At 58.3% G+C, this 18481-nt stretch carries 16 protein-coding genes and 2 pseudogenes; 6 read left to right on the top strand and 12 right to left on the bottom strand.

The features are described 5' to 3' along the window. Positions 1–17 precede the first annotated feature (17 nt). From KHO41_RS21580 to KHO41_RS21550, 7 genes are read right to left on the bottom strand one after another with little or no spacing between them, the layout of a single operon-like run. Entirely contained in the window at positions 18–728 is a 711-nt protein-coding gene (locus KHO41_RS21580) for an ABC transporter ATP-binding protein (RefSeq protein ID WP_211955326.1), read from the bottom strand. Continuing rightward, positions 715–1494: an ABC transporter ATP-binding protein gene (locus tag KHO41_RS21575; protein ID WP_211955402.1), complete on the bottom strand. Its 780-nt coding sequence runs from the start codon at positions 1492–1494 to the stop codon at positions 715–717. Before KHO41_RS21575 ends, KHO41_RS21580 begins: the two co-directional genes overlap by 14 nt. Continuing rightward, on the bottom strand, positions 1467–2441 hold the full coding sequence (locus tag KHO41_RS21570; protein ID WP_211955325.1) for a branched-chain amino acid ABC transporter permease: 975 nt from the start codon (positions 2439–2441) through the stop codon (positions 1467–1469). Before KHO41_RS21570 ends, KHO41_RS21575 begins: the two co-directional genes overlap by 28 nt. A gap of 31 nt (positions 2442–2472) precedes the next feature. Beyond that, on the bottom strand, positions 2473–3348 hold the full coding sequence (locus KHO41_RS21565) for a branched-chain amino acid ABC transporter permease (RefSeq protein ID WP_211955324.1): 876 nt from the start codon (positions 3346–3348) through the stop codon (positions 2473–2475). A gap of 29 nt (positions 3349–3377) precedes the next feature. Further along, entirely contained in the window at positions 3378–4514 is a 1137-nt protein-coding gene (locus KHO41_RS21560) for an ABC transporter substrate-binding protein (protein ID WP_211955323.1), read from the bottom strand. Between the two features lie 58 nt (positions 4515–4572). Continuing rightward, positions 4573–6234, bottom strand: a complete 1662-nt coding sequence (locus tag KHO41_RS21555) for a hydantoinase B/oxoprolinase family protein (protein WP_211955322.1) — start codon at positions 6232–6234, stop codon at positions 4573–4575. 45 nt (positions 6235–6279) lie between these two features. After that, the gene (locus KHO41_RS21550; protein ID WP_211955321.1) at positions 6280–8310 is read right to left on the bottom strand and encodes a hydantoinase/oxoprolinase family protein; all 2031 of its coding nucleotides are present in this window, start codon (positions 8308–8310) and stop codon (positions 6280–6282) included. A 240-nt stretch (positions 8311–8550) separates the two neighbouring features. On the opposite strand from KHO41_RS21550, the gene KHO41_RS21545 reads away from it, so the two are divergent. After that, positions 8551–9321: an IclR family transcriptional regulator gene (locus KHO41_RS21545; RefSeq protein ID WP_211955320.1), complete on the top strand. Its 771-nt coding sequence runs from the start codon at positions 8551–8553 to the stop codon at positions 9319–9321. A gap of 82 nt (positions 9322–9403) precedes the next feature. Here the strand turns inward: KHO41_RS21545 and KHO41_RS21540 are convergent, their stop codons facing one another. Next, entirely contained in the window at positions 9404–10480 is a 1077-nt protein-coding gene (locus KHO41_RS21540; RefSeq protein WP_211955319.1) for a tartrate dehydrogenase, read from the bottom strand. Positions 10481–10576: 96 nt separating this feature from the next. On the opposite strand from KHO41_RS21540, the gene KHO41_RS21535 reads away from it, so the two are divergent. Then, the gene (locus KHO41_RS21535) at positions 10577–11488 is read left to right on the top strand and encodes a LysR substrate-binding domain-containing protein (RefSeq protein WP_211955318.1); all 912 of its coding nucleotides are present in this window, start codon (positions 10577–10579) and stop codon (positions 11486–11488) included. A gap of 370 nt (positions 11489–11858) precedes the next feature. Here KHO41_RS21535 and KHO41_RS21530 read toward each other — a convergent pair whose 3' ends face one another. Both KHO41_RS21530 and KHO41_RS21525 read right to left on the bottom strand, forming a co-directional pair. Then, positions 11859–13502: an ISL3 family transposase gene (locus KHO41_RS21530; protein ID WP_211955317.1), complete on the bottom strand. Its 1644-nt coding sequence runs from the start codon at positions 13500–13502 to the stop codon at positions 11859–11861. A gap of 361 nt (positions 13503–13863) precedes the next feature. Continuing rightward, positions 13864–14626, bottom strand: a pseudogene (locus KHO41_RS21525) (integrase); the annotation flags it as partial. 61 nt (positions 14627–14687) lie between these two features. Between KHO41_RS21525 and KHO41_RS41300 the strand changes: the two are divergent. The 3 genes and pseudogenes from KHO41_RS41300 (at position 14688) to KHO41_RS41700 (ending at position 15448) form a co-directional block, all read left to right on the top strand. After that, positions 14688–15011, top strand: a complete 324-nt coding sequence (locus KHO41_RS41300) for an ATP-binding protein (protein ID WP_244873955.1) — start codon at positions 14688–14690, stop codon at positions 15009–15011. Continuing rightward, positions 14899–15129: pseudogene (locus tag KHO41_RS41295) on the top strand (biotin carboxylase); the annotation flags it as partial. The gene KHO41_RS41300 and the pseudogene KHO41_RS41295, both read left to right, overlap by 113 nt. Before the next feature lie 67 nt (positions 15130–15196). Continuing rightward, positions 15197–15448: an SDR family oxidoreductase gene (locus KHO41_RS41700; RefSeq protein ID WP_280519709.1), complete on the top strand. Its 252-nt coding sequence runs from the start codon at positions 15197–15199 to the stop codon at positions 15446–15448. 511 nt (positions 15449–15959) lie between these two features. On the opposite strand, the gene KHO41_RS21510 is transcribed toward KHO41_RS41700, so the two are convergent. Together KHO41_RS21510 and KHO41_RS41285 are read right to left on the bottom strand one after the other, a co-directional pair. After that, positions 15960–16184, bottom strand: a complete 225-nt coding sequence (locus KHO41_RS21510; protein ID WP_211955316.1) for a hypothetical protein — start codon at positions 16182–16184, stop codon at positions 15960–15962. Positions 16185–17356: 1172 nt separating this feature from the next. Beyond that, a complete protein-coding gene (locus KHO41_RS41285) occupies positions 17357–17998 on the bottom strand; it encodes a methyl-accepting chemotaxis protein (RefSeq protein WP_407065383.1) in 642 nt (213 codons plus the stop codon). A 327-nt stretch (positions 17999–18325) separates the two neighbouring features. Here KHO41_RS41285 and KHO41_RS21500 point away from each other — a divergent pair. Beyond that, positions 18326–18481: IS4/Tn5 family transposase DNA-binding protein (locus KHO41_RS21500; protein WP_211955400.1), on the top strand; the 156-nt coding region annotated here is incomplete at its 3' end.

The raw sequence follows: 18481 nt of genomic DNA, 5'->3' as shown, positions 1-18481 counted from the left end.
TCAGCGGGATCAGTTCTTTAGTGCGTCGAGTGTCCGAGATACGCTTCTCGGACACGATCATCTGACCTGAGTTGCTCAGCAGCACCCTCCAGGACTACTGATCCACTCTCGAGCACGTAGCCTCTCGATGCCACGCTCAGCGCAAGGACCGTGTTCTGCTCAACCAGCAAGACTGTCAGCCCCTCCTCATGAATGTCAGCGATACGCGCGTAGACTTCTTCCGCCAAGCGCGGTGCGAGCCCGAGAGAGGGTTCGTCCAACAGCAGAACCTTGGGGCGGGCCATCAGCCCGCGGCCGATGGCCAGCATCTGTTGTTCACCCCCTGAGAGGGACCAACCCAACTGGCTAGAGCGTTCCGCGAGTCGAGGGAAAAGCGAATAGACGCGCTCGAGGTCGGCCTTTACCAGCCCGTCGCGACGCCGCATGTGGGCCCCTACCAGCAAGTTCTCCTTCACAGTGAGGCCGGCAAACACTTTCCGGCCCTCCGGCACATGCGCGATGCCGCCGCGCACCCGCTGCTCCACGGACTGGCGAGAAATGTCCTCGCCGTCGTATCGCACCGTACCGCTGATATTCAGCACGCCTGATATCGACTTGAGAAGCGTGGTCTTGCCCGCCCCGTTCACGCCGATCAGAGCGACGGCTTCCCCACGATTTACCGTCAAGTTGATATTGCGCAGCGCCGCGACGTCCTTGTAGTACGCGGAAAGGTTTTCACAGTGCAGCATGCTTGTAGCCCTCCCCGAGGTAGGCGGACAGTACGGCGTCGTTTCGGGAAATCTCCCCGGGTGTCCCCTCTGCCAACTTTTTGCCAAAATTGAGAACGGTGATTCTCTCGGCCAGGCGCATGACCATGCTCATGTTGTGTTCGATCAGGATGACGGCAAGTTGGTGTTCCTTCCGCAGTTCGCGCAGAAGCACCATCAATCGCTCGACTTCACCCGAATTCAGGCCGGCCGCCGGCTCGTCCAGCAGCAACAGCTTGGGCCTACCCATCATGACTTTGGCCATCTCAACCAAGCGTCTACTCCCATAGGAAAGCGCCCCAATCTGGCGGCTTGCATGGGCAGCAAGGCCGAATCGTTCAAGCATTTGCATTGAGCGCTTACGATTCTCCGCTTGCCTGGCGAGCGCCTGGCGTGGCACCAACACATGTTCCATGAGCGAAGGCGGGCTAATCGCCGACGTCCCCATCATCACATTCTCGAGAACGGTTAGCCGTTCGAAGAGGCGGCCGTTCTGAAAGATGCGACCCACGCCCATCGCGACAATGTCGTGCGTCCGCTTCGCCGAGATGACGCTTCCATTAAGGGAAACCTCCCCAGACGACGGCCGCGTAAGGCCACTCAGTACATTAATCAAGGTGCTCTTGCCAGCGCCGTTCGGTCCGATGACGGAATGGAATTCACTATCCTCGACCTGAAAGGAGACGTCGGACAGGGCATGAACACCGCCATAGTCCTTGCTTATTGACCTGACTTCGAGAAACGCCATTTCTCCTCCTTCTCCGCGGACGACTGCGAACCAAATTTTTCTCTCAGAACACCAAACAGGCCGGCCATGCCCTTCGGTGCAACGAACAGCATTGCCACCACAATCAACCCGAACACCACTAGGTAGGTCGAGCCCAACGGCCGTAACCACTCCGGCAGGAAGGTGATCGTCAAAGCGCCAAGGATGGATCCCAGAATGGTCGCCTCGCCGCCAACCACCAGCATTGCCAGATAAAAGATGGATTGACCGATGCTGAAGTCTTCGGGCGCAACGAATCGCGCATGAAAGGCAAATAGAACTCCGGCGCAGCCCGCGTAGATACCGCCTAACGTGAGCGCCGCAACTTTGACGCGAGTGAGATTCAGGCCGGAGACCGAAGCCGCCAGTTCGTCGTCCCGGACTGCCATCATCGAGCGGCCTACCGGAGTCTGGCGGATGTAGTAGGCAAATGCTGCCAAGATGCCGACCATGAAAAGTCCGACATAGAAGAACGCCTGTTCGGAATCGGCGGCGACTCCAAAGGCCGACAAGACGGGAATGCCAGTAATACCATTACTGCCGCCTGTCACTTCGACCCAGTTTGCCGCGACGATCGTGAAGCTGATGTTCACGCCAAGGGTTGCCAATGCGAAGTAATGTCCTTTCAGACGGAGCAGCAGCATGCCCATGGCATAGGAGAAGAGTCCCGCTGCGGACACACCAATCACCACGCCAACCCATGGGTTGAGCCCAAGCCTGGTGCTCGTGATCGCGACCGCGTACGCCCCGATCCCGGCAACCGAAGCGTGCATTAGCGAGATCTGCCCTGTGTATCCCAACACAAAGTTGAGACCCATCACGGCGACCGCAGCGATCAGCGCCGCATTCATCAACCTCACCCAGTACTCGCCAGCGTTGAAAGGCAGTATGCAGGCAAGCGCGACGGCAAGCATGTAGCCGATCAGCATTCCTTTGCTAGTGATTCGTACGCTAATCATGTCAGCCTCGCTCCGAAACCGGTTCACCAAAGATGCCCTGTGGACGTGCAACCAGGAAGAGGATCATTGCGCCGAAGCACAGCAGATCCTTATAGGACGACGAGATGTACGAGGCGCCCAGGATCTCCGTCAGCCCAACGAAGATTCCACCGGCGATTGCACCTGGAACACTGCCGAATCCGCCAATGATCGTGGCCGCGAACGCTTTCAAGGCGATGGCATCGCCCATGTTGACGTCTGCGAACCACATCGGGGCGATGAGGATGCCTGCGCACCCGGCCAGGACGGCGCCGATTGCCCACGAGCATGCTAGAAAGACGCCGACACGAAGCCCCATGAGGCGTGCAGTCCCAAGGTCTAATGCAACCGCGCGCATGACACGCCCTACAGAGGAGTGCTTCATGAAGGCATGAAGCGCGGTGATGAGCAGTGCAGTGATGGCAATAGTCGCCAGGGCGTGTACGGAGATCGAGCTATTCAGAATGCTTACAGTGGCGTCGCCAAATGGCGATGGCAGGCGAAACGGCAGGCTCCCCCAGATCAGGTTCGCCCCGTTGAGCATTGAAAAGCCGATCATCACCGTGGCGATCACTACCGTCACTTGGGGCTGCGATCGCAGGGGAAGATGAACGGTCAGATAGAACAGTGCACCGAATGCGGCCATTAGTGCGATAGCAGCCGGCACGGCGACACTCATCGGCAATCCCAGTTGCAGAATTGTCGTTACGCCAAAGAATGCGCCCAACATGACAAACTGACCTGCGGCGAAATTGACAATGCCGGTTGCCGTATAGACGGTTACAAAGCCGAGTGCAGCCAGTGCGTAGATACTGCCAAGAGCTATGCCGTTGACAATGAGCTGAACAAGATCCTGCATGATTTTGATCCTCCGTGTTGCGTCAGCGACTACAGTTCCGCCGGCACCTTCGTTACAAAGACCATGTCCTTGGAACCTTTCTTGAACGTCACCACCGTTACTTCATGGACGCCATTTCCAGCCTCGTCGAACGAGAACGTTCCCGCTGCACCTTCATAGCGCTTGACGCTTGCCAGGTAGTCACGCAGTTTTTGCGGATCGGCACCGACTTTTCGAAGGCCTTGCGCAAGAATCATCGCGCCGTCGTAATAGGCCGCTGCGTAGCCGTCGGCGTCGATGCGGAACTTGTTCTTGTAATCCTTGACAAACGTGGCCGCTGCCCGATTCGTGTCGAGCATTACGTCGATGACACCCCATACGTTATCCAGGTCGGTGGGCGACATGAGCTGCATGGCCGTCGGGGTGAATGCCGCGGATGATGCGATGATTGGCATCTTCAGACCCAGGGTTTTGGCCTGGCGCAGGATTAGCGCTCCATCTTGCGGCAGGCACATCACGACGATCGTATCGGCACCGCTATTCTTTAGCTTGAGCAGTTGCGCGGACATATCCTTGTCGTTGGCACCGTACGCCTCCATGCCGGCGACCTTGACGCCCAGGCCATCGAGCTTCTTCGCTGCCGCCTTGGCAGCGCCCTGTCCGAAGTCGTTCTGAATGTAGATTATTCCTGGCGCAGAGGCTTTCAGATTCTGCTTCACGAAGCGCGCGATGGCTTGTGCGGCAGCACTGTCCTCAGGCCTGATACGAAACATGTATGCGTTCTTTTGCGCGCTGATTGCATCGGCGCCGCCACCGTACATGACCGGGATCTTTGCCTTTAACACCTCAGGCGCTACTGCGAGATTTTGCGTGCTGTAGCTAGAAAGGAAGACAAAGGCAGGCTTCCTCTCCTGCACCAGCTTGATGAACGCGTTCAGGGCTGCGGGGTTGGACGATTGCGCATCTTCGAAGATGAAACGCAGCGGTTTACCGTTGATCCCGCCCGACTTGTTAATCTCCTCTTCGGCAAGGCGTAAAGAATTGTGATACTGCGTACCTGTCAACGCTGCCGGCCCCGTGAGCGGCACAGTCGCACCGATTTCGATGGCGGACTGGCTAAGGGAAGGACCACTGAAAAGTACCGCGATCAGCGTGAACAAGGCAATTAACGAGAACTTCTTTCTCATGCTTAACTCCGTGGGGTGCCGCGTGATGGAAGGGGTAAGCCCCTTCCATCTCTTCTTCTTAGGCGCTACGTGTTGCCTCGGTGTCAAAGTAACCATTGCGCCGATCTCGGTCAGCATCGGATTCTTCGCGCTCGGAGGGATCGCCATATCCCCCGCCGCCCGGAGTCCGCACCTCGATCCAGTCGCCGGCTACGAGGGCAATATCGTCCGCCTTGGAGGCGTGCTCGGGAGTGCTCTCGCGACCGCTCTGCGAAATCACGATCTGGTTAGTGGCACCGGGCTCGCCGCCCAGAATCCCCGGGGGCCCGAACTTGCCGTGATCCATGAGGAAGGACACCTTGGCCGTACCGCGCAGCAGACGGATGCGATAGTTGACGCCGAAGCCGCCGCGGTGCTTCCCCGCGCCGCCAGAACCCTCGCGCAGGTTGTAATGCTCAAACCTGACGGGGTACCGCTGCTCGAGAATCTCGACAGGCTGGCTCTTGGAGATGCCGATGGTCGAGCAACCATTGCTGATCCCATCGCCGTCCCACCAACCGCCGTAGCCACCGCCCGAGAAGTAGTACATGACGTACGGATGGCCAGTCTCCGGGTCCACGCCACTGATATTGAGATTGCCGCTGGTGCCAGCGGGCGCGCCAAATAGACGCTGGGGAACCGCATGCGCCAAGGCAGTAAACATCGACTCCATCACTCGTTGAGACACCTCTGCCGCGCAACCGGCTACCGGGCGGGGATATTCCGCGAACAAGAAGGTGCCTTTGGGCTGTTCCACCGTGATCGGCCTGAAGCAACCTGCGTTGATGGGCACCTCGGGGAAGACATGCTTGAATGCGAGATACACTGCCGAGACGGTTGACGCCCACACCGAATTCATGGGACCGGCGCACGGTTTGCTGGAACGCGCAAGGCTCACATACACCTGGTCACCCCTGACCGTCATGTCAACGTGGATCTCCAGGGGCTCGTTGACGACCCCATCGCTGTCCATATAGGCCAGCCCCTTGTAGATGCCGTCCGGGATCGAGCGAATCTTGGCGCGCATCATCCGCTCCGCGCGATTCTGGAGCTCTTCGATTGCAGCAGATACCTCCTCTGCACCGTACCGATCGAGAAGAGCGGTCAGACGTTCTGCGCCTTTATTCAGCGCAGCGATTTGCGCTTTGATATCACCGATACGTTCGTCCGGAATGCGGATGTTGGCGAGGATCAGTTTGACCATGTCCTCATTCATCGTGCCGGCGTCTACGATCTTCACCGGTGGGATACGGAGACCCTCCTGGTGGATCTCGGTGGCCGTGCTGCTGAATCCACCCGGCACCATGCCGCCGGTGTCAGGCCAGTGACCAGCATTCGACAGATAGCACCACCGCTTTCCTTTGTAGAAGAACGGTTGAACCATCTTCACATCCATCAGATGGGTGCCGCCACGGTACGGGTCGTTCACGATGATGATGTCACCGGGTCCTAGGTTCGGGCACTCTTCGATCACGCAGCGTGTCGTTTCTTGCATGACCCCTACGAAAATCGGGAGTCCAAGCGCCCCTTGTGCGATAAGGCGGCCATCCTCCAGGCCGTAGATGCCATTTGACCTGTCATAGGCTTCCGATATGACGGGCGAGAAGGAGGTCTTCTCGTGGACCATGTCCATCTCGTTGCAAACCTGGCCCAGACCTTTTTCGATCACGGTGAGGGTGACGGGATCGATCGTTGCTGTCATTGCGGTGCTCATTTCGTGCTCACATTTTTTCAATTTGGCTCAGTGTTAGACCTGGATCAGGATGTTTCCGAACTCGTCTACGGTCGCCGAACAGCCCGGATCGATCACAACCGTGGTGTCCAGTTGCTCCACAATTGCCGGCCCTACGAACTCGGCGCCGACAGGGAGCTTTTCACGCTGATAGATGTTCGTTTCCCACCATTTGCCTTCAAAAAAGGCCGGTCGCGTACCGGTGAGCGATGCCTCCAGCGTGTTTTTCGCATCCGGCTTGAAGATCGACAGTGAAATCCGATCCCGTACCCCGATCACCGTCGTGCGCACATTCGTCAGGACTGGCTTCATTTCCGGTAGCTCGAGCCCAAAGCGCTCGAAGTAGACGCGAGCGAATTCGGCGCGCACGGCTTCCTTATTGAACTTGCCTGTCTCGACCGCAAGCTTCATCACGTGGGACTGGCCCTGGAACATCAGGTCCAGTTCATTGCGAACGATCACTTCCTTCACCGACACGTTTTCACGCGCGAGGAGCGCTTGACCGGAAGCCGCCTGCTCCCGCATCACGGCAACTACGGATTCAGCGTCGAGCACATCGAATTCCGTATTGATCGTCTGGACAAAGTCGTGGCGCACGTCAGACAGGACGCAGCCAAGTGCAGACGTGAGGCCGGGGAAGCGCGGAACCATCACCTTCGGAATGCCAACCTCGCGGGCAATTGCCACCGCGTGCAGTGGACCGGCGCCTCCGTAGGGCATGAGAACGAAGTCGCGCGGATCCTGGCCCTTGTCGATCGTGATGAGACGGATGGCGCCAGCCAGTTCGCTGACTGCCACCCCGACGACAGCTTGTGCCGTCTGTAGTGCATCCAGCCCCAGCGCCTGGCCCAACTGCTCTTCGAAGGCGCCACGGATAACCTCTAACGACACGGGGTGCTCGACACCGGTAATCGCGTCGTGATTGAGGCGTCCCAGCACGTAGTTGGCGTCGGTGACAGTCGGCAGTTCGCCGCCTCGGTTGTAGGCGATCGGACCAGGATAGGAGCCCGCGCTCTCCGGCCCGATGCGCAGCATGCCGGCAGCATCGATATGCGCGATGCTGCCGCCACCGGCGCCGACAGTATGGATGTCGATCATCGGAATGCGTACTGGCAGCGCATAGGCCAACTCTTTTTCCGAACTTACTGCCGGCTCCCCATCGGCGATCATCGCGACGTCGTAGCTGGTGCCACCCATGTCACCGGTAATGACGTTCTTCACGCCGGCTGCCTTGGCAATCTCCGAAGCCGCCAGGACACCAGCCGCCGGTCCCGACATCACCGTGTGCGCCGCGTGGTCACCTACGATCGACGCAGACATCATCCCGCCGTTCGCCTGCATGATGAGCAGATCTTTCTGAAACCCCTCGTCGCGCAGTAGGTCTTGTACCTTGTTGACATACTTGGTTACTACCGGACGAATGGCTGCGTGCACCGCGGCCGTGCTGCCACGTTCGAACTCGCGCATTTCGCGCACCGTTTCGTAGCCGGCTACGACATCGTCGGTGTGCCAGTGTTGTCGCACGATCTCGGCCGCCCGCTTCTCATGCTCCGGATTCACGTAGGAATGTAGGAAGTGGATGACTACCGAGTCCACCCCGCTTTCGCGAAGCTGGCGAACCGCCTCGATGACGTCAGCTTCATTCAACGGCTCGATAACTTTGCCGGCCGCATCCATTCGCTCGCGCACCTCGATGCGATCACGACGCTCAATCAGCGGCCGAAAAGTACCGGAAAGACCGTATGCAAACGGGCGCGTCCGCCGACCCAGCTCGAGCGCGTCGCGGAAGCCACGCGTCGTGATGAGGCCACAGCGCGCGCCCTTATGTTCCAGGACCGCGTTGGTCCCCGCCGTCGTACCGTGGACGAGCCAGGCGATGGCGGACGGTTGCACGTCGAGCTGATGAATCCCTTCTACGAACCCCCTCGCACGATCGTCAACCGTAGTGGGAACCTTGGCGGTCCTAAACACGCCCTTTGCGCTGTCAATCAGGATGAAGTCGGTGAAAGTACCGCCCACATCCACGCCTACATTGATTGCACTCACCTTCTATCCTCGCATGTTGAGTTTCGAAATCCGAGACAGTTGGCTCGGTTTGTGATATTATGGTCAGCAAGATGGGCGAATGCAACGAGGGATTTACTGGGGTATCTACCTAGACCAGCATTGGTGCGTCGCACCCTAGAGCGGTGAGGGAGGTCGTGGGGTGCCGAAGAAGTGGGCAGCGGATTTCGCCGGAGATCGCCGCTTGTGCGATCATTCGCACTTGCATGCAAGGAGATGAAATTGGCAGAAGCGAACGACGTCAGTGGGCCGCTGGAGCGGTATCTTTCGATCCTGGAGGTGGTTCTAGCCTCGAAGGACGGCCTCACTGTCGCTGAACTGTGCAGAATTCTGGACCTGCCGAAACCCACCGTTCATCGACTTGTCTCGGCGCTGGCGAATGCCAAAGCATTGGAGGTTGTGGACGAGGGCTTGAAGACGTATCGCGTTGGTGTCCGGATGTCGCGGATGCTGACGTTGGGACGTGACGAGAACGCCCTGATCAACTTCTGCCAAGTCGTTTGCAACGAGCTCGTGAATGAACTCGAGGAGACGTGCTATGTCGTTAAGCTCGCTCCGCAGGCGGCTTATACCATTGCAGTCGCGGTAACCGAGCAAAGCTATCGCCTACACGTCTCTGCAAATTCGGAAATGCCCCTGCACGCAGCGGCTTCCTCAAAGATGCTGCTCGCCTATCAGGATGAGGGGTCTCGGAAAAGGTATCTCAGCGGGCCCTTGGAGAAAATCACGCCCGTCACGAAGACCAAGGTGTCCGAGGTTCTCGCGGAGATTAACAAGGCGAAGCGCGACGGCTATGCAACCTGTATGGGCGAAGTCGATCCCTCGACGATGGCCTACGCGGTCCCCGTATTCTCTCCCGGCGGGGTTTTCTATTCGCTTGGAGTGACCGGCCCCCAATTTCGCATCAACAAGTGGCCGAAAGAATACCTGTTGGACCGCCTGAGGGCATCGGCAGACAAGCTCCAGCGGATGATGGAGATGGTAGGCAACTGAAGCCCGTCTGCGATACCGCACGGCATCCCAGCTTCCGCGTGCCACCGGCCGTCACGACGGGTGGTCGCTCACCGGCGATCTTTTAGCAGCGGCCAATGATCTCAAGGACTGCCTGGCCAACCTCCCGGGTGGTAGCCGTACCGAGCAAGTCCGGTGTATGGGGCCCGTCCCGCAACACGGTTTCTATGGCCGCGACGACGGTGTCGTGGGCGTGCCGGTATCCCAAGTAATCAAGCAGGAGGGCCCCCGACCAGATCATCGCGATCGGATTGGCGATGCCCCGCCCGGCGATGTCCGGAGCCGATCCATGCACCGGCTCGAACAGTGACGGATGGACCCGCTCCGGATTCAGGCTTGCAGATGGCGCAATCCCAATCGTGCCAGTCGTCGCGGGCCCCAGGTCCGATAGGATGTCACCGAACAGGTTGGTCGCCGCGACAACATCGAAGCGATCCGGTTGGAGCACGAAACGGGCCGAAAGGATATCGATGTGCTGCATTTCCAGCTCCACTTCCGGGTAGTCGGCAGCTACGGCTTTTGCACGCCCATCCCACCACGGCATGCTTACGGCAATACCATTCGATTTGGTGGCCACGGTCACCTTTTTCCGACTACGCGTACGCGCCAGCTCGAATGCGTAGCGCAGGAGGCGGTCTGTTCCGCGCCGCGAGAATGCGGATTGCTGGAGCACCACTTCATGGTCCGTGCCTTCATACATGATTCCACCGACCGCGGTGTATTCGCCCTCTGTATTCTCCCGCACGACGAGATAGTCAATATCCCCCGGCTGCTTGTCCCGCAAGGGGCATGCGACGCCGTCGAACAGCCGGACAGGTCGCAAGTTGACATACTGGTCAAACTCCCGGCGGAACTTGATTAAAGAACCCCATAGCGAAACGTGATCCGGCACCGCCTCTGGCCAGCCGACTGCCCCGAAATAGATAGCCTCATACGACGTGAGAATTGTCTTCCAATCGTCGGGCATCATCTTTCCGTATGCCAGATAGTAGTCACAGCTCGCCCAGTCGAAGACGTCGATCTGGAGGTCGATCCCGAAGCGGGCCGCCGCAGCGCGGAGTGCTTTTATACCCTCCGGAAGGACCTCTTTGCCAATTCCGTCACCAGGTAACGCCGCAATCTTGTGGACTTTGCTTTGCATGATCTCGTAGCGATGTATTCGCGTAATTTTGCACGTAGTATAGGGCGCAAAAATCATGCACAATCGTGCGAATGATCAAGTCTCAACTTACAGATCGTGAATAATCTTCCCAATCTCGACGACCTTCGCGTGTTCCAGCGAGTAGCACAGCGCGCAAGCTTTGCCGTAGCGGCCGCGGACTTGGGCATGTCCCCGGCATACGTCACCAAGCGCGTCAAGATGCTCGAAGAGGCAATTGGGGCACGGCTGATTAATCGCACGACCCGTAGAGTGGCCATCACCGAAGATGGCGAACGGACTTACCGCTGGGCGCAACGCATCTTGGACGATGTCGATAATCTATACGATGACCTTTCCTCAAAGCGAACCACCCCGCGTGGCAGCCTACGTATCTGCAGCAGTTTTGGATTCGGCCGGAATATTGTCGCTCCCGCGATCTCGGCACTTGCGGAGAAGTATCCCTCGTTGAACTTACGCTTTGAAGTTTTCGATCGACTGGTCGATGTGGGGGCGGAGGGCTTTGACTTGGACGTGCGCGTAGGGGATGACATCGCCCCCCACCATATCGCCAGGAAGCTAGCCGAGAATCACCGTATTCTTTGCGCCTCGCCGGATTATCTCCACCGTGCCGGGAAGCCCAGCTCCTTGTCCGAGCTTCCTTGTCATCAATGCCTAGTTATTAAAGAACGCGATCACCCTTTTGGCCTGTGGCGTCTGCAGGGTCCCCGTGGTGAGGAAGCAATCAAGGTCCGCGGACAGCTTTCGACTAACAATGGAGAGATTGCTGTTGACTGGGCGATTCAAGGGCGCGGAATCTTGCTCCGATCCATTTGGGATATTCGGTCTCTGCTGGACTCCGGTAGACTCGTCCAGGTGCTCCCAAGCTATGTGCAGTCAGCAAATGTTTGGGCGGTCTACCCGGAGCGCCTGGATTCCTCGGCAAAAATCAAAGTGTGTATCGAATCCCTCAAGGAGCATCTTGCATCGATGAATGCGTCGCGGCGCTAGGCCAAGGTGCACGGTTATCGTGAACTGTAGTAACCGAGGGTCTTCCGCAATTTGTGTGACGACGGCACATTCGCGTGGAGGACCTTGCCGTCGTCTTCGCCGCCCCACTACCACCATACTTCTTACTGCCTAACGTGGGCGAGCCCGCCAGCTCGTCCCGTAGAACAAAGGAAAGTCGGGTCTTCCGCAATTTGTGTGACGACGGCGAATTCGTGTGGAGGACCTTGCCGTCCCCGCCGCGACACCACCATTCTTCTGCTCGTAGACAAACGCTTGAGCGAGCTCGCCAGCTCGTCCTAGCCGTACGAGTTCACCCGCCTTCGAGGGCGACCGGACTCGCGGGTCCAGCAAGTACAAGCAGCCCGGTCATTTAGTTCGGCTTCAACACCCGCAGCCGCAGAAGCTCGACATTCGCGCGGCCATACATTTGGCGCTTGAGGAGCTTGAGCCGGTTGATGTGACCCTCGGTCTGGCCATTGCTCCATGGCAGCTTGAAGGCCGCCCGCACCGCCGGTAAGTCGGCGCGCAAGCTTTTCGCGAACCTGCGCATTTCCGCTGCGTCACAGCGCGCCAGACGCTTCAACCATCGATCGAACTGCCGCAGACTGCGCCGGTGCATGAGCCCGAGAAACTCCCGCGCGAGGCTGCGGACCTCGCCGACCACGGGTTCGATCCTGCACAGCGCCTGCACGAAGCGCTCATGATCCGCGCTCCTGGGCTCCTCGATCGCGAGCCTCCTCCATCCGACAAGCCATCCGAACACGCGCCCGGCCGATGGACACGGCATCGTGCGCACCGGTGCTTGGACAAGCGGCTCCTTACCCTGCGGAAAGAGAAGGCGAATCACGCAATTCCGCACGGTGGCGCAACTGCCCGTATAGCCTCGCTGTTTGAGTTCTTGCCAGATCAGTTCAGGAAAGCGACAGCCCTGGGCGATCCGTTCCTCGATATAGCTGAGATAGGGATCCAAAGGCGTCGGCCCCCGCGCCCTCGGTGCGCGCTCGGGAAAGGCTCCCGCGGTGACGAAGTTGCGCACGGTTCGTTGGTCAATTGAGAGCTCGAGCCCGATTCCTTTCATCGTGCCGCCCTGGGCGTGTAGCGCCATCACCCGCTCGTACAGCGCCAGGCGCGCGGCGCGTCGCTGATCGCTCTCGCGCTGCCATGACCACAGTGAATCGCGGCTCAGCACTCGCTGCCGGCCCAGGGTCACGCCAGCGACCTCGACTTGCTGCGCGGCCTGGCGCAGTTGCGGCCCGAGTCGGCACAGCAGCTTCTCGACGTTGTCGCGAAGGTTGCTCAGCAGATGCCAGCGATCCGAGACTTGCTGGGCTGCCGGTAGCGCGATGTCCACCGCGTCGGAGTAGGCCCCGGCCCGGTCCCTGGCGACAATCTCGATCGAAGGGTGCGCACGCATCCACGCTGCCACTGCAATGGACTCCCTGCCGGCAAACACTTCGATCGGCTCACGTCGCTCCAGGTCCACGATGATCGTCCCATACCGGTGACCGCGCGCGATCGCCCAGTCATCGATGCCGATGACCCTCGGTCGTGGTTTGCGCTTGCGCTCAGGTACCCTGCGCAATTCGCGCAGCACGGTGTCGGCACTGGTGCGCAAGCCCAATAAGTCAGCAAGCCTGGCTGCTGCCTCACCACCGAGGGCGTGGCCCAGCGCGTGCAACGCCCGAGCCTGCGATCGCGTACGACGTTGATGCCGGCCCGCCAAGGCGTCGATGTTCTCGGCAAACGTACGACGGGGGCAATTGGCGTTCGTACACTTGAAGCGACGCACCTCAATAGCGAGAACGACCCGCTGCTCGAGCATCGGACGCTCTTCCAGCCTGCGCACATAGCGACCGTGGAGTCGGTGACTCCAACGATGGCAAGCAGGACAAGGTGCCGCGCGAACCGTACTGCAGGCTTCGACCGTGATGGTCTCCCCTCGCACGTCGCTGGAGACAAAGCGCTTACCCACACGGGCGAGAATACGATCGATCCCACCGAGAACTTGGCTCATGGTAACAACTAACATGGGGCCAGATCAGCCCGAAATCAAGGCCTCGACTCGGCCGTCACACAAAGTGCGGGAGACCCGGAAGAGTGTCTCCGTTACCGAAGGAATGTCGTCAATTCGCGCGGAAAGCGAAATACGTCGCTATAGCGTCGCTGATTGGTTTGCTCGATGAGTGCGACGTGCAGCGATTTGGTTGGCAAGCCCAGCACTTCGTTGAGCCGAACGACATCGATGCATCCCCTCTGCAGCGGAAGGCTCTCGTAGGGATCGATGTCCAACCTTACCAACCGCATCACAGCGACACCTGACAAGGCATTCGCTACTTTGAGTTTCCAGAGGATCGAGACGAGCGATTCCCGTGTATCGATCCGTCCGGTTGGAACGCGCGGACACAGCGAAGATCATCGGCATTCAGGTAGATAAGCAAGTTTTTGCCGATCAAATCCGTGCTGCACGCAAGGACGCTGCTTGTGTAGCGCACGCCATACAAGTTGTATGTGCGGTCGAACGCCGTGCTGGAGATATGCTCGCACTGTGCAACGCTTGGCCGATTGCATCAGACAAAGCGTACGGCGACGATGCTCTGGTAGCCATGTCACCAATTGTTCCTTGCCGCGGATGAAATACTCCATCGCTTCAAGCGGAGTGACATTGTTCAGGCCGGCATGCGGCGTGCCGTTGTAGCTCGCGATAGCGTATTCGACCAACTCCTCCAATTCGTCAAACGACACATACAAGCGCAGCATTCCCTTCGGATCGGCCAGCGCTCGCCGCAGATCGCGGGGGTGCGAACCTGTGTAGCCGGGCAATCTGGAAGATAGCCGGCTCGCAATCGTTCCGAAGAAGCGTTCGATGTAGGGGCGATTATCGGGACTGTACTTTGGCCCTGCGTCTGCGCGACAGCCAACGAACTCGCACAACGCGTTGAGCGTCTCCTTGGCGAGATTCGCCTTCGCATTGTCCAGCCTCATCCATTCCCAGGTTGTATACGCCAGCTCTGGGAGGCGCTGTGAGGGAAAGCCGTCGTGCGGACCGTAGGCCAAACCAGGAATCGTGAAGTCGCGCAGTCGATGCGGCTCCAGGGCCGACTCGATGGTCTTGATGACGTCGTAGCGACTATACTCGCGGCAGCCAACCGGGTTGCCCACCCTGGGCAAGCTTGGCTACGACGTCATCGGTACGGTCGAGATGCTGCGCGGCAGCGATGGCAGCTACAGTTTTCTCGAGATGAACACCTGCCTCCAAGTCGAGCACGCCGTGACTGAAGCGGTGACCGGCCTAGACCTGGTCGAGGCGCAGATCCGGCTGGCTGCCGGGGAATACCTGCATGAGGTGCTAGCCTGCCCCGGTCCAGGCCAAAGGCCATGCGCTGGAGTTGCGCATCTACGCCGAGGATCCGGTGCGCTTCTTCCCCTCCCCCGGCAACCTGCAGGTATTCCGCTTGCCCTCGGGCCCGGCGATCCGGGTGGAAACCGGCTATGGCGAAGGCAACACGGTCAGTCCCTACTATGACCCGATGATCGCCAAGATCATCGTCCACGGCCCGGACCGGCTGGCAGCGATCGCGTTGGCGCAAGAGGCACTGTCGGCGACTGAAATCGTTGGCGTCAAAACCAACTTGCCGCTATTGCAGCGCATGTTGGCATACGGTCCCTGGCTGGGAGGTGACCTGCACACCGGCCTCGTGAATGATCTGCTTGCTTCGCAAAAGAGATCCGTCGGCCACGCATACCGAGCGCCTGCAGCAAGGCATGGAAGTGGATGCGCGTATCAGCGGGATGACAGTGGAGCAGGCGCTGGCGCGCGCCAACGCGCGCACCGGTCTGGGCCGCCTGGCCACGCCGGAAGAGGTGGCAGACGCCGTGCTGTTCCTCACCTCGCCACGCGCGAGCTATATTCCGGGCTCCATCCTGTCGATCGATGGAGCCACCACTCCGATGGTGGTCTGAAGCTGCGAGATCATCGCCGCTTACCGCAGAGAAGTAAGCGCTGCTACGGGCAAGCCGCGCTCGATCCGCTATTCACCGAGCCTTCCAGAGGTTCAGGCACAGCATCTCACCGTGCCACTGGGAACCGACTTGGTTCATCGACCACAATTGGCAGGCCAATCTGCGAGATTGGCCCAGCCAGCCGACTTCCTCGGCCGTCGTGGGCGACGACATGGATGCATTGCCTGCCGAGCACGGGGCCGGTGCCCTGCGGCTCGCTAACGCTCTCTTTGATCACGGCAAACCCGGTTGAGGCATGCGAACTGTCGTTTCTCGACATGGGTCGCAGGTGCACGGACCTTTTCCAGCGAATTGGCGGACAGCCCGAGGCAACCGTTCTCAGATCCCACGGCAAAGTCTCCGCGTCCAACGCCGCCCGTTTCCAACGGCGAATTGATCATCTTGATCCCTGGAGGCCACGATCGTAAAACTTTGTCCACGCCCCACTAGTCGCATCAATTCGGCAAGGAAATCACAGCTGGCCCTCCACCCCGCTGACATCATGCCCCGCCACAATTATCTCCGGCTCACTCCAACTTAAATAATAATCAATTGAAGCACACCTATTATTCACGGCCCTTGCCATCAAATGAACACCAAGTTTAATGAATTCATCAACATCATATCCAATCGCATCCGCAGCGGAACAGATATTCTTGTAGTCTGAGGCATGGAGATGAAGATGAAAATTGATCACGATATCAGTCAGTTAAGGAATCTAAACGAAAGCGCGCAAAGTAACATATAGACCACATCATGGCCGCAGCGATTCTCCCCCATTATGCTCATGACTGGCATCGCAAACTCGAAAAACGTCAACTTCGCCCTTACGGCTTGGTGTTCTAACGACTGTGCTGCTACAGCAGCCTCATCGACAAGTTTGGCGTTCTGTTGCTTTGACCTGCCCCGCGGACTGATAAACAGGCAACTGCTTTGGAACAAACAGCTGCGAGCATGGAAGAGATGTCCACTGTCGAGTCAGCGCTACTGGCAGGCGCAGGCGGCTTGTTCGGCTGTCTTCTGGCAAACACAGTCGCAGCCGGCGCCAGGGCAAGCCGGACAATTGCAGGCGGTCTGCGCTACGTTATCGGCAACGTTCATGGCCAGTCTCCTTTCGATTGAAGTGAGATGCAACTGTAGATCCGCCAAGTCCGCGGCGGCTTGAACGAAACGGCTAATCTGCATTTGATAGCAGCTTGAGGGCTGCGGCCATAAGAATTGCAGGCCCTCCTGTCCAAATCAAAAGTGGGTCTTCCGCAATTTGAGTGACGACGGCTAGTTCGCGTGGAGGACGGTTCCGCACTGGTGACCACGCGCGATCGATCTCCATCTCCAAGATGCAGCCTGCAACCGCGAAACGCGCGCCGCCAGCCGCTATGGGACCGCACTCGGGAAGTGCGTCATCGTCGCATACGCGCCCGCCGAAGCCGCGCAGGCCGGCAATCTTGACCAACCGTTTCGACTTCACAAGAAGCTAGCAAAAGGCGTCGGGTCAAGACATGCACGAAAAGTACGATCACCCGAACTCGAAGACCCACGGTCGGCCGTGCGGAAGAAGAAAGTTGACTACAGATCGGCGACATAAGCGATGCAGCCAATCTCACCCGGAGAACCGGCAATCCTCGTACCTTCGTGACAAAGTGAGAAGTCCCGTACGCGAGTCTCGATGTCACTAGCGAGTTGCCGAATCCTACGAGCAGCTTCTGCCGGCCCACCTGGGCCGCAGAAGGCAGTGTCCTCAAGTGCGAGGCTTATGATCAGATTCATCGTTGACTATTGTGCGGAGGAGGGGAACTTGTGTGATGAAAAATTCCTTCGAGCTTTACGAGGAAACTTGCTCTCCGAGAGAGAACATTATGGCAGCGCTCTCTAGCTTTTACTGCTAACAAGAAAGACATCTACAGCCTCTTTGAGACGAACGGCTTGTTTTTCCAATGAATGTGCCGACGCAGTCGCTTCTTCCACAAGCGCCGCATTCTGTTGCGTCACCTCATCCATTTGCATGATCGCCTGGCTTATCTGTTCGATACCAACACGTTGCTGATTGGACGCCGAGGAGATGTCAGACATAATGCTTGATACGCGGGTAACGGCTGCCTTTATCTCCCCCATGTTATCTTCCGCCTTAGATACAAGAGTTTCACCATCCTTAATTCGATTTATTGACGTAGAAATCAAATTTCGTATTTCTTTTGCCGAATTCGCTGAACGTTGAGCCAGACCGCGCACCTCCGATGCCACGACGGCGAAGCCCCGCCCGTGCTCCCCAGCACGAGCAGCCTCTACTGCCGCGTTAAGCGCAAGTATGTTGGTTTGAAAAGCAATTCCTTCAATTACTCCGATTATATCTGCAACTTGCCCTGAATTTTTAGTGATAATTTTCATAGTACTGACCACCTGCTCCATTACGTCAGTCCCATTCGTGACAATGCCCGACGCCTCATTCGCCAAGTCGCTTGCCTGGCGCGCACTCTCCGCATTGTGGTGGACTGCAGTGGTCATCTCTTCCATGCTTGCCGCCGTTTGCTCTAAGGAAGCGGCCTGTCTCTCAGTGCGCGATGACAAGTCAATATTCCCTGCCGCTATTAGCCTAGACGCTTCCCCGACAACATCCACTACGTCCCGCACTTTTCCTACAGTGCCAGACAGCCGATTTTGCATCTCTGACATTGAATATAGTAAGCTATAGGTGTCATCCTTATATAGTTTAACCCATAGCGTTATACACATCTCAGCGCCCACCGCGGCCCCCAATGAAGCGTTTACCTTCAGTGATTCGCGAGCATCGCTTGTAAACTTCGTCGAGATCGCGTTTACTTTGGCACTTTGGGCGAACGCGTGGCAAAGGCAGCGAAGCAGTGGATCGAGCAGGAGTTTGCGGGACTGAATCTGGGCGACGCCCGCCTCAACAGAAGGGCGAAGAAATTGATAGAACGACTTGCGGCCAAACCGAAGGCCAGTATCCCTGAGGCGTGCGATAGCTGGAGCGAGACG

Source organism: Cupriavidus numazuensis (assembly GCF_905397435.1).
Classification (GTDB): Bacteria; Pseudomonadota; Gammaproteobacteria; order Burkholderiales; family Burkholderiaceae; genus Cupriavidus; species Cupriavidus numazuensis.
Note: the sequence above shows the minus strand (reverse complement) of the source record. Positions and strands in the feature narration are given on the sequence as shown.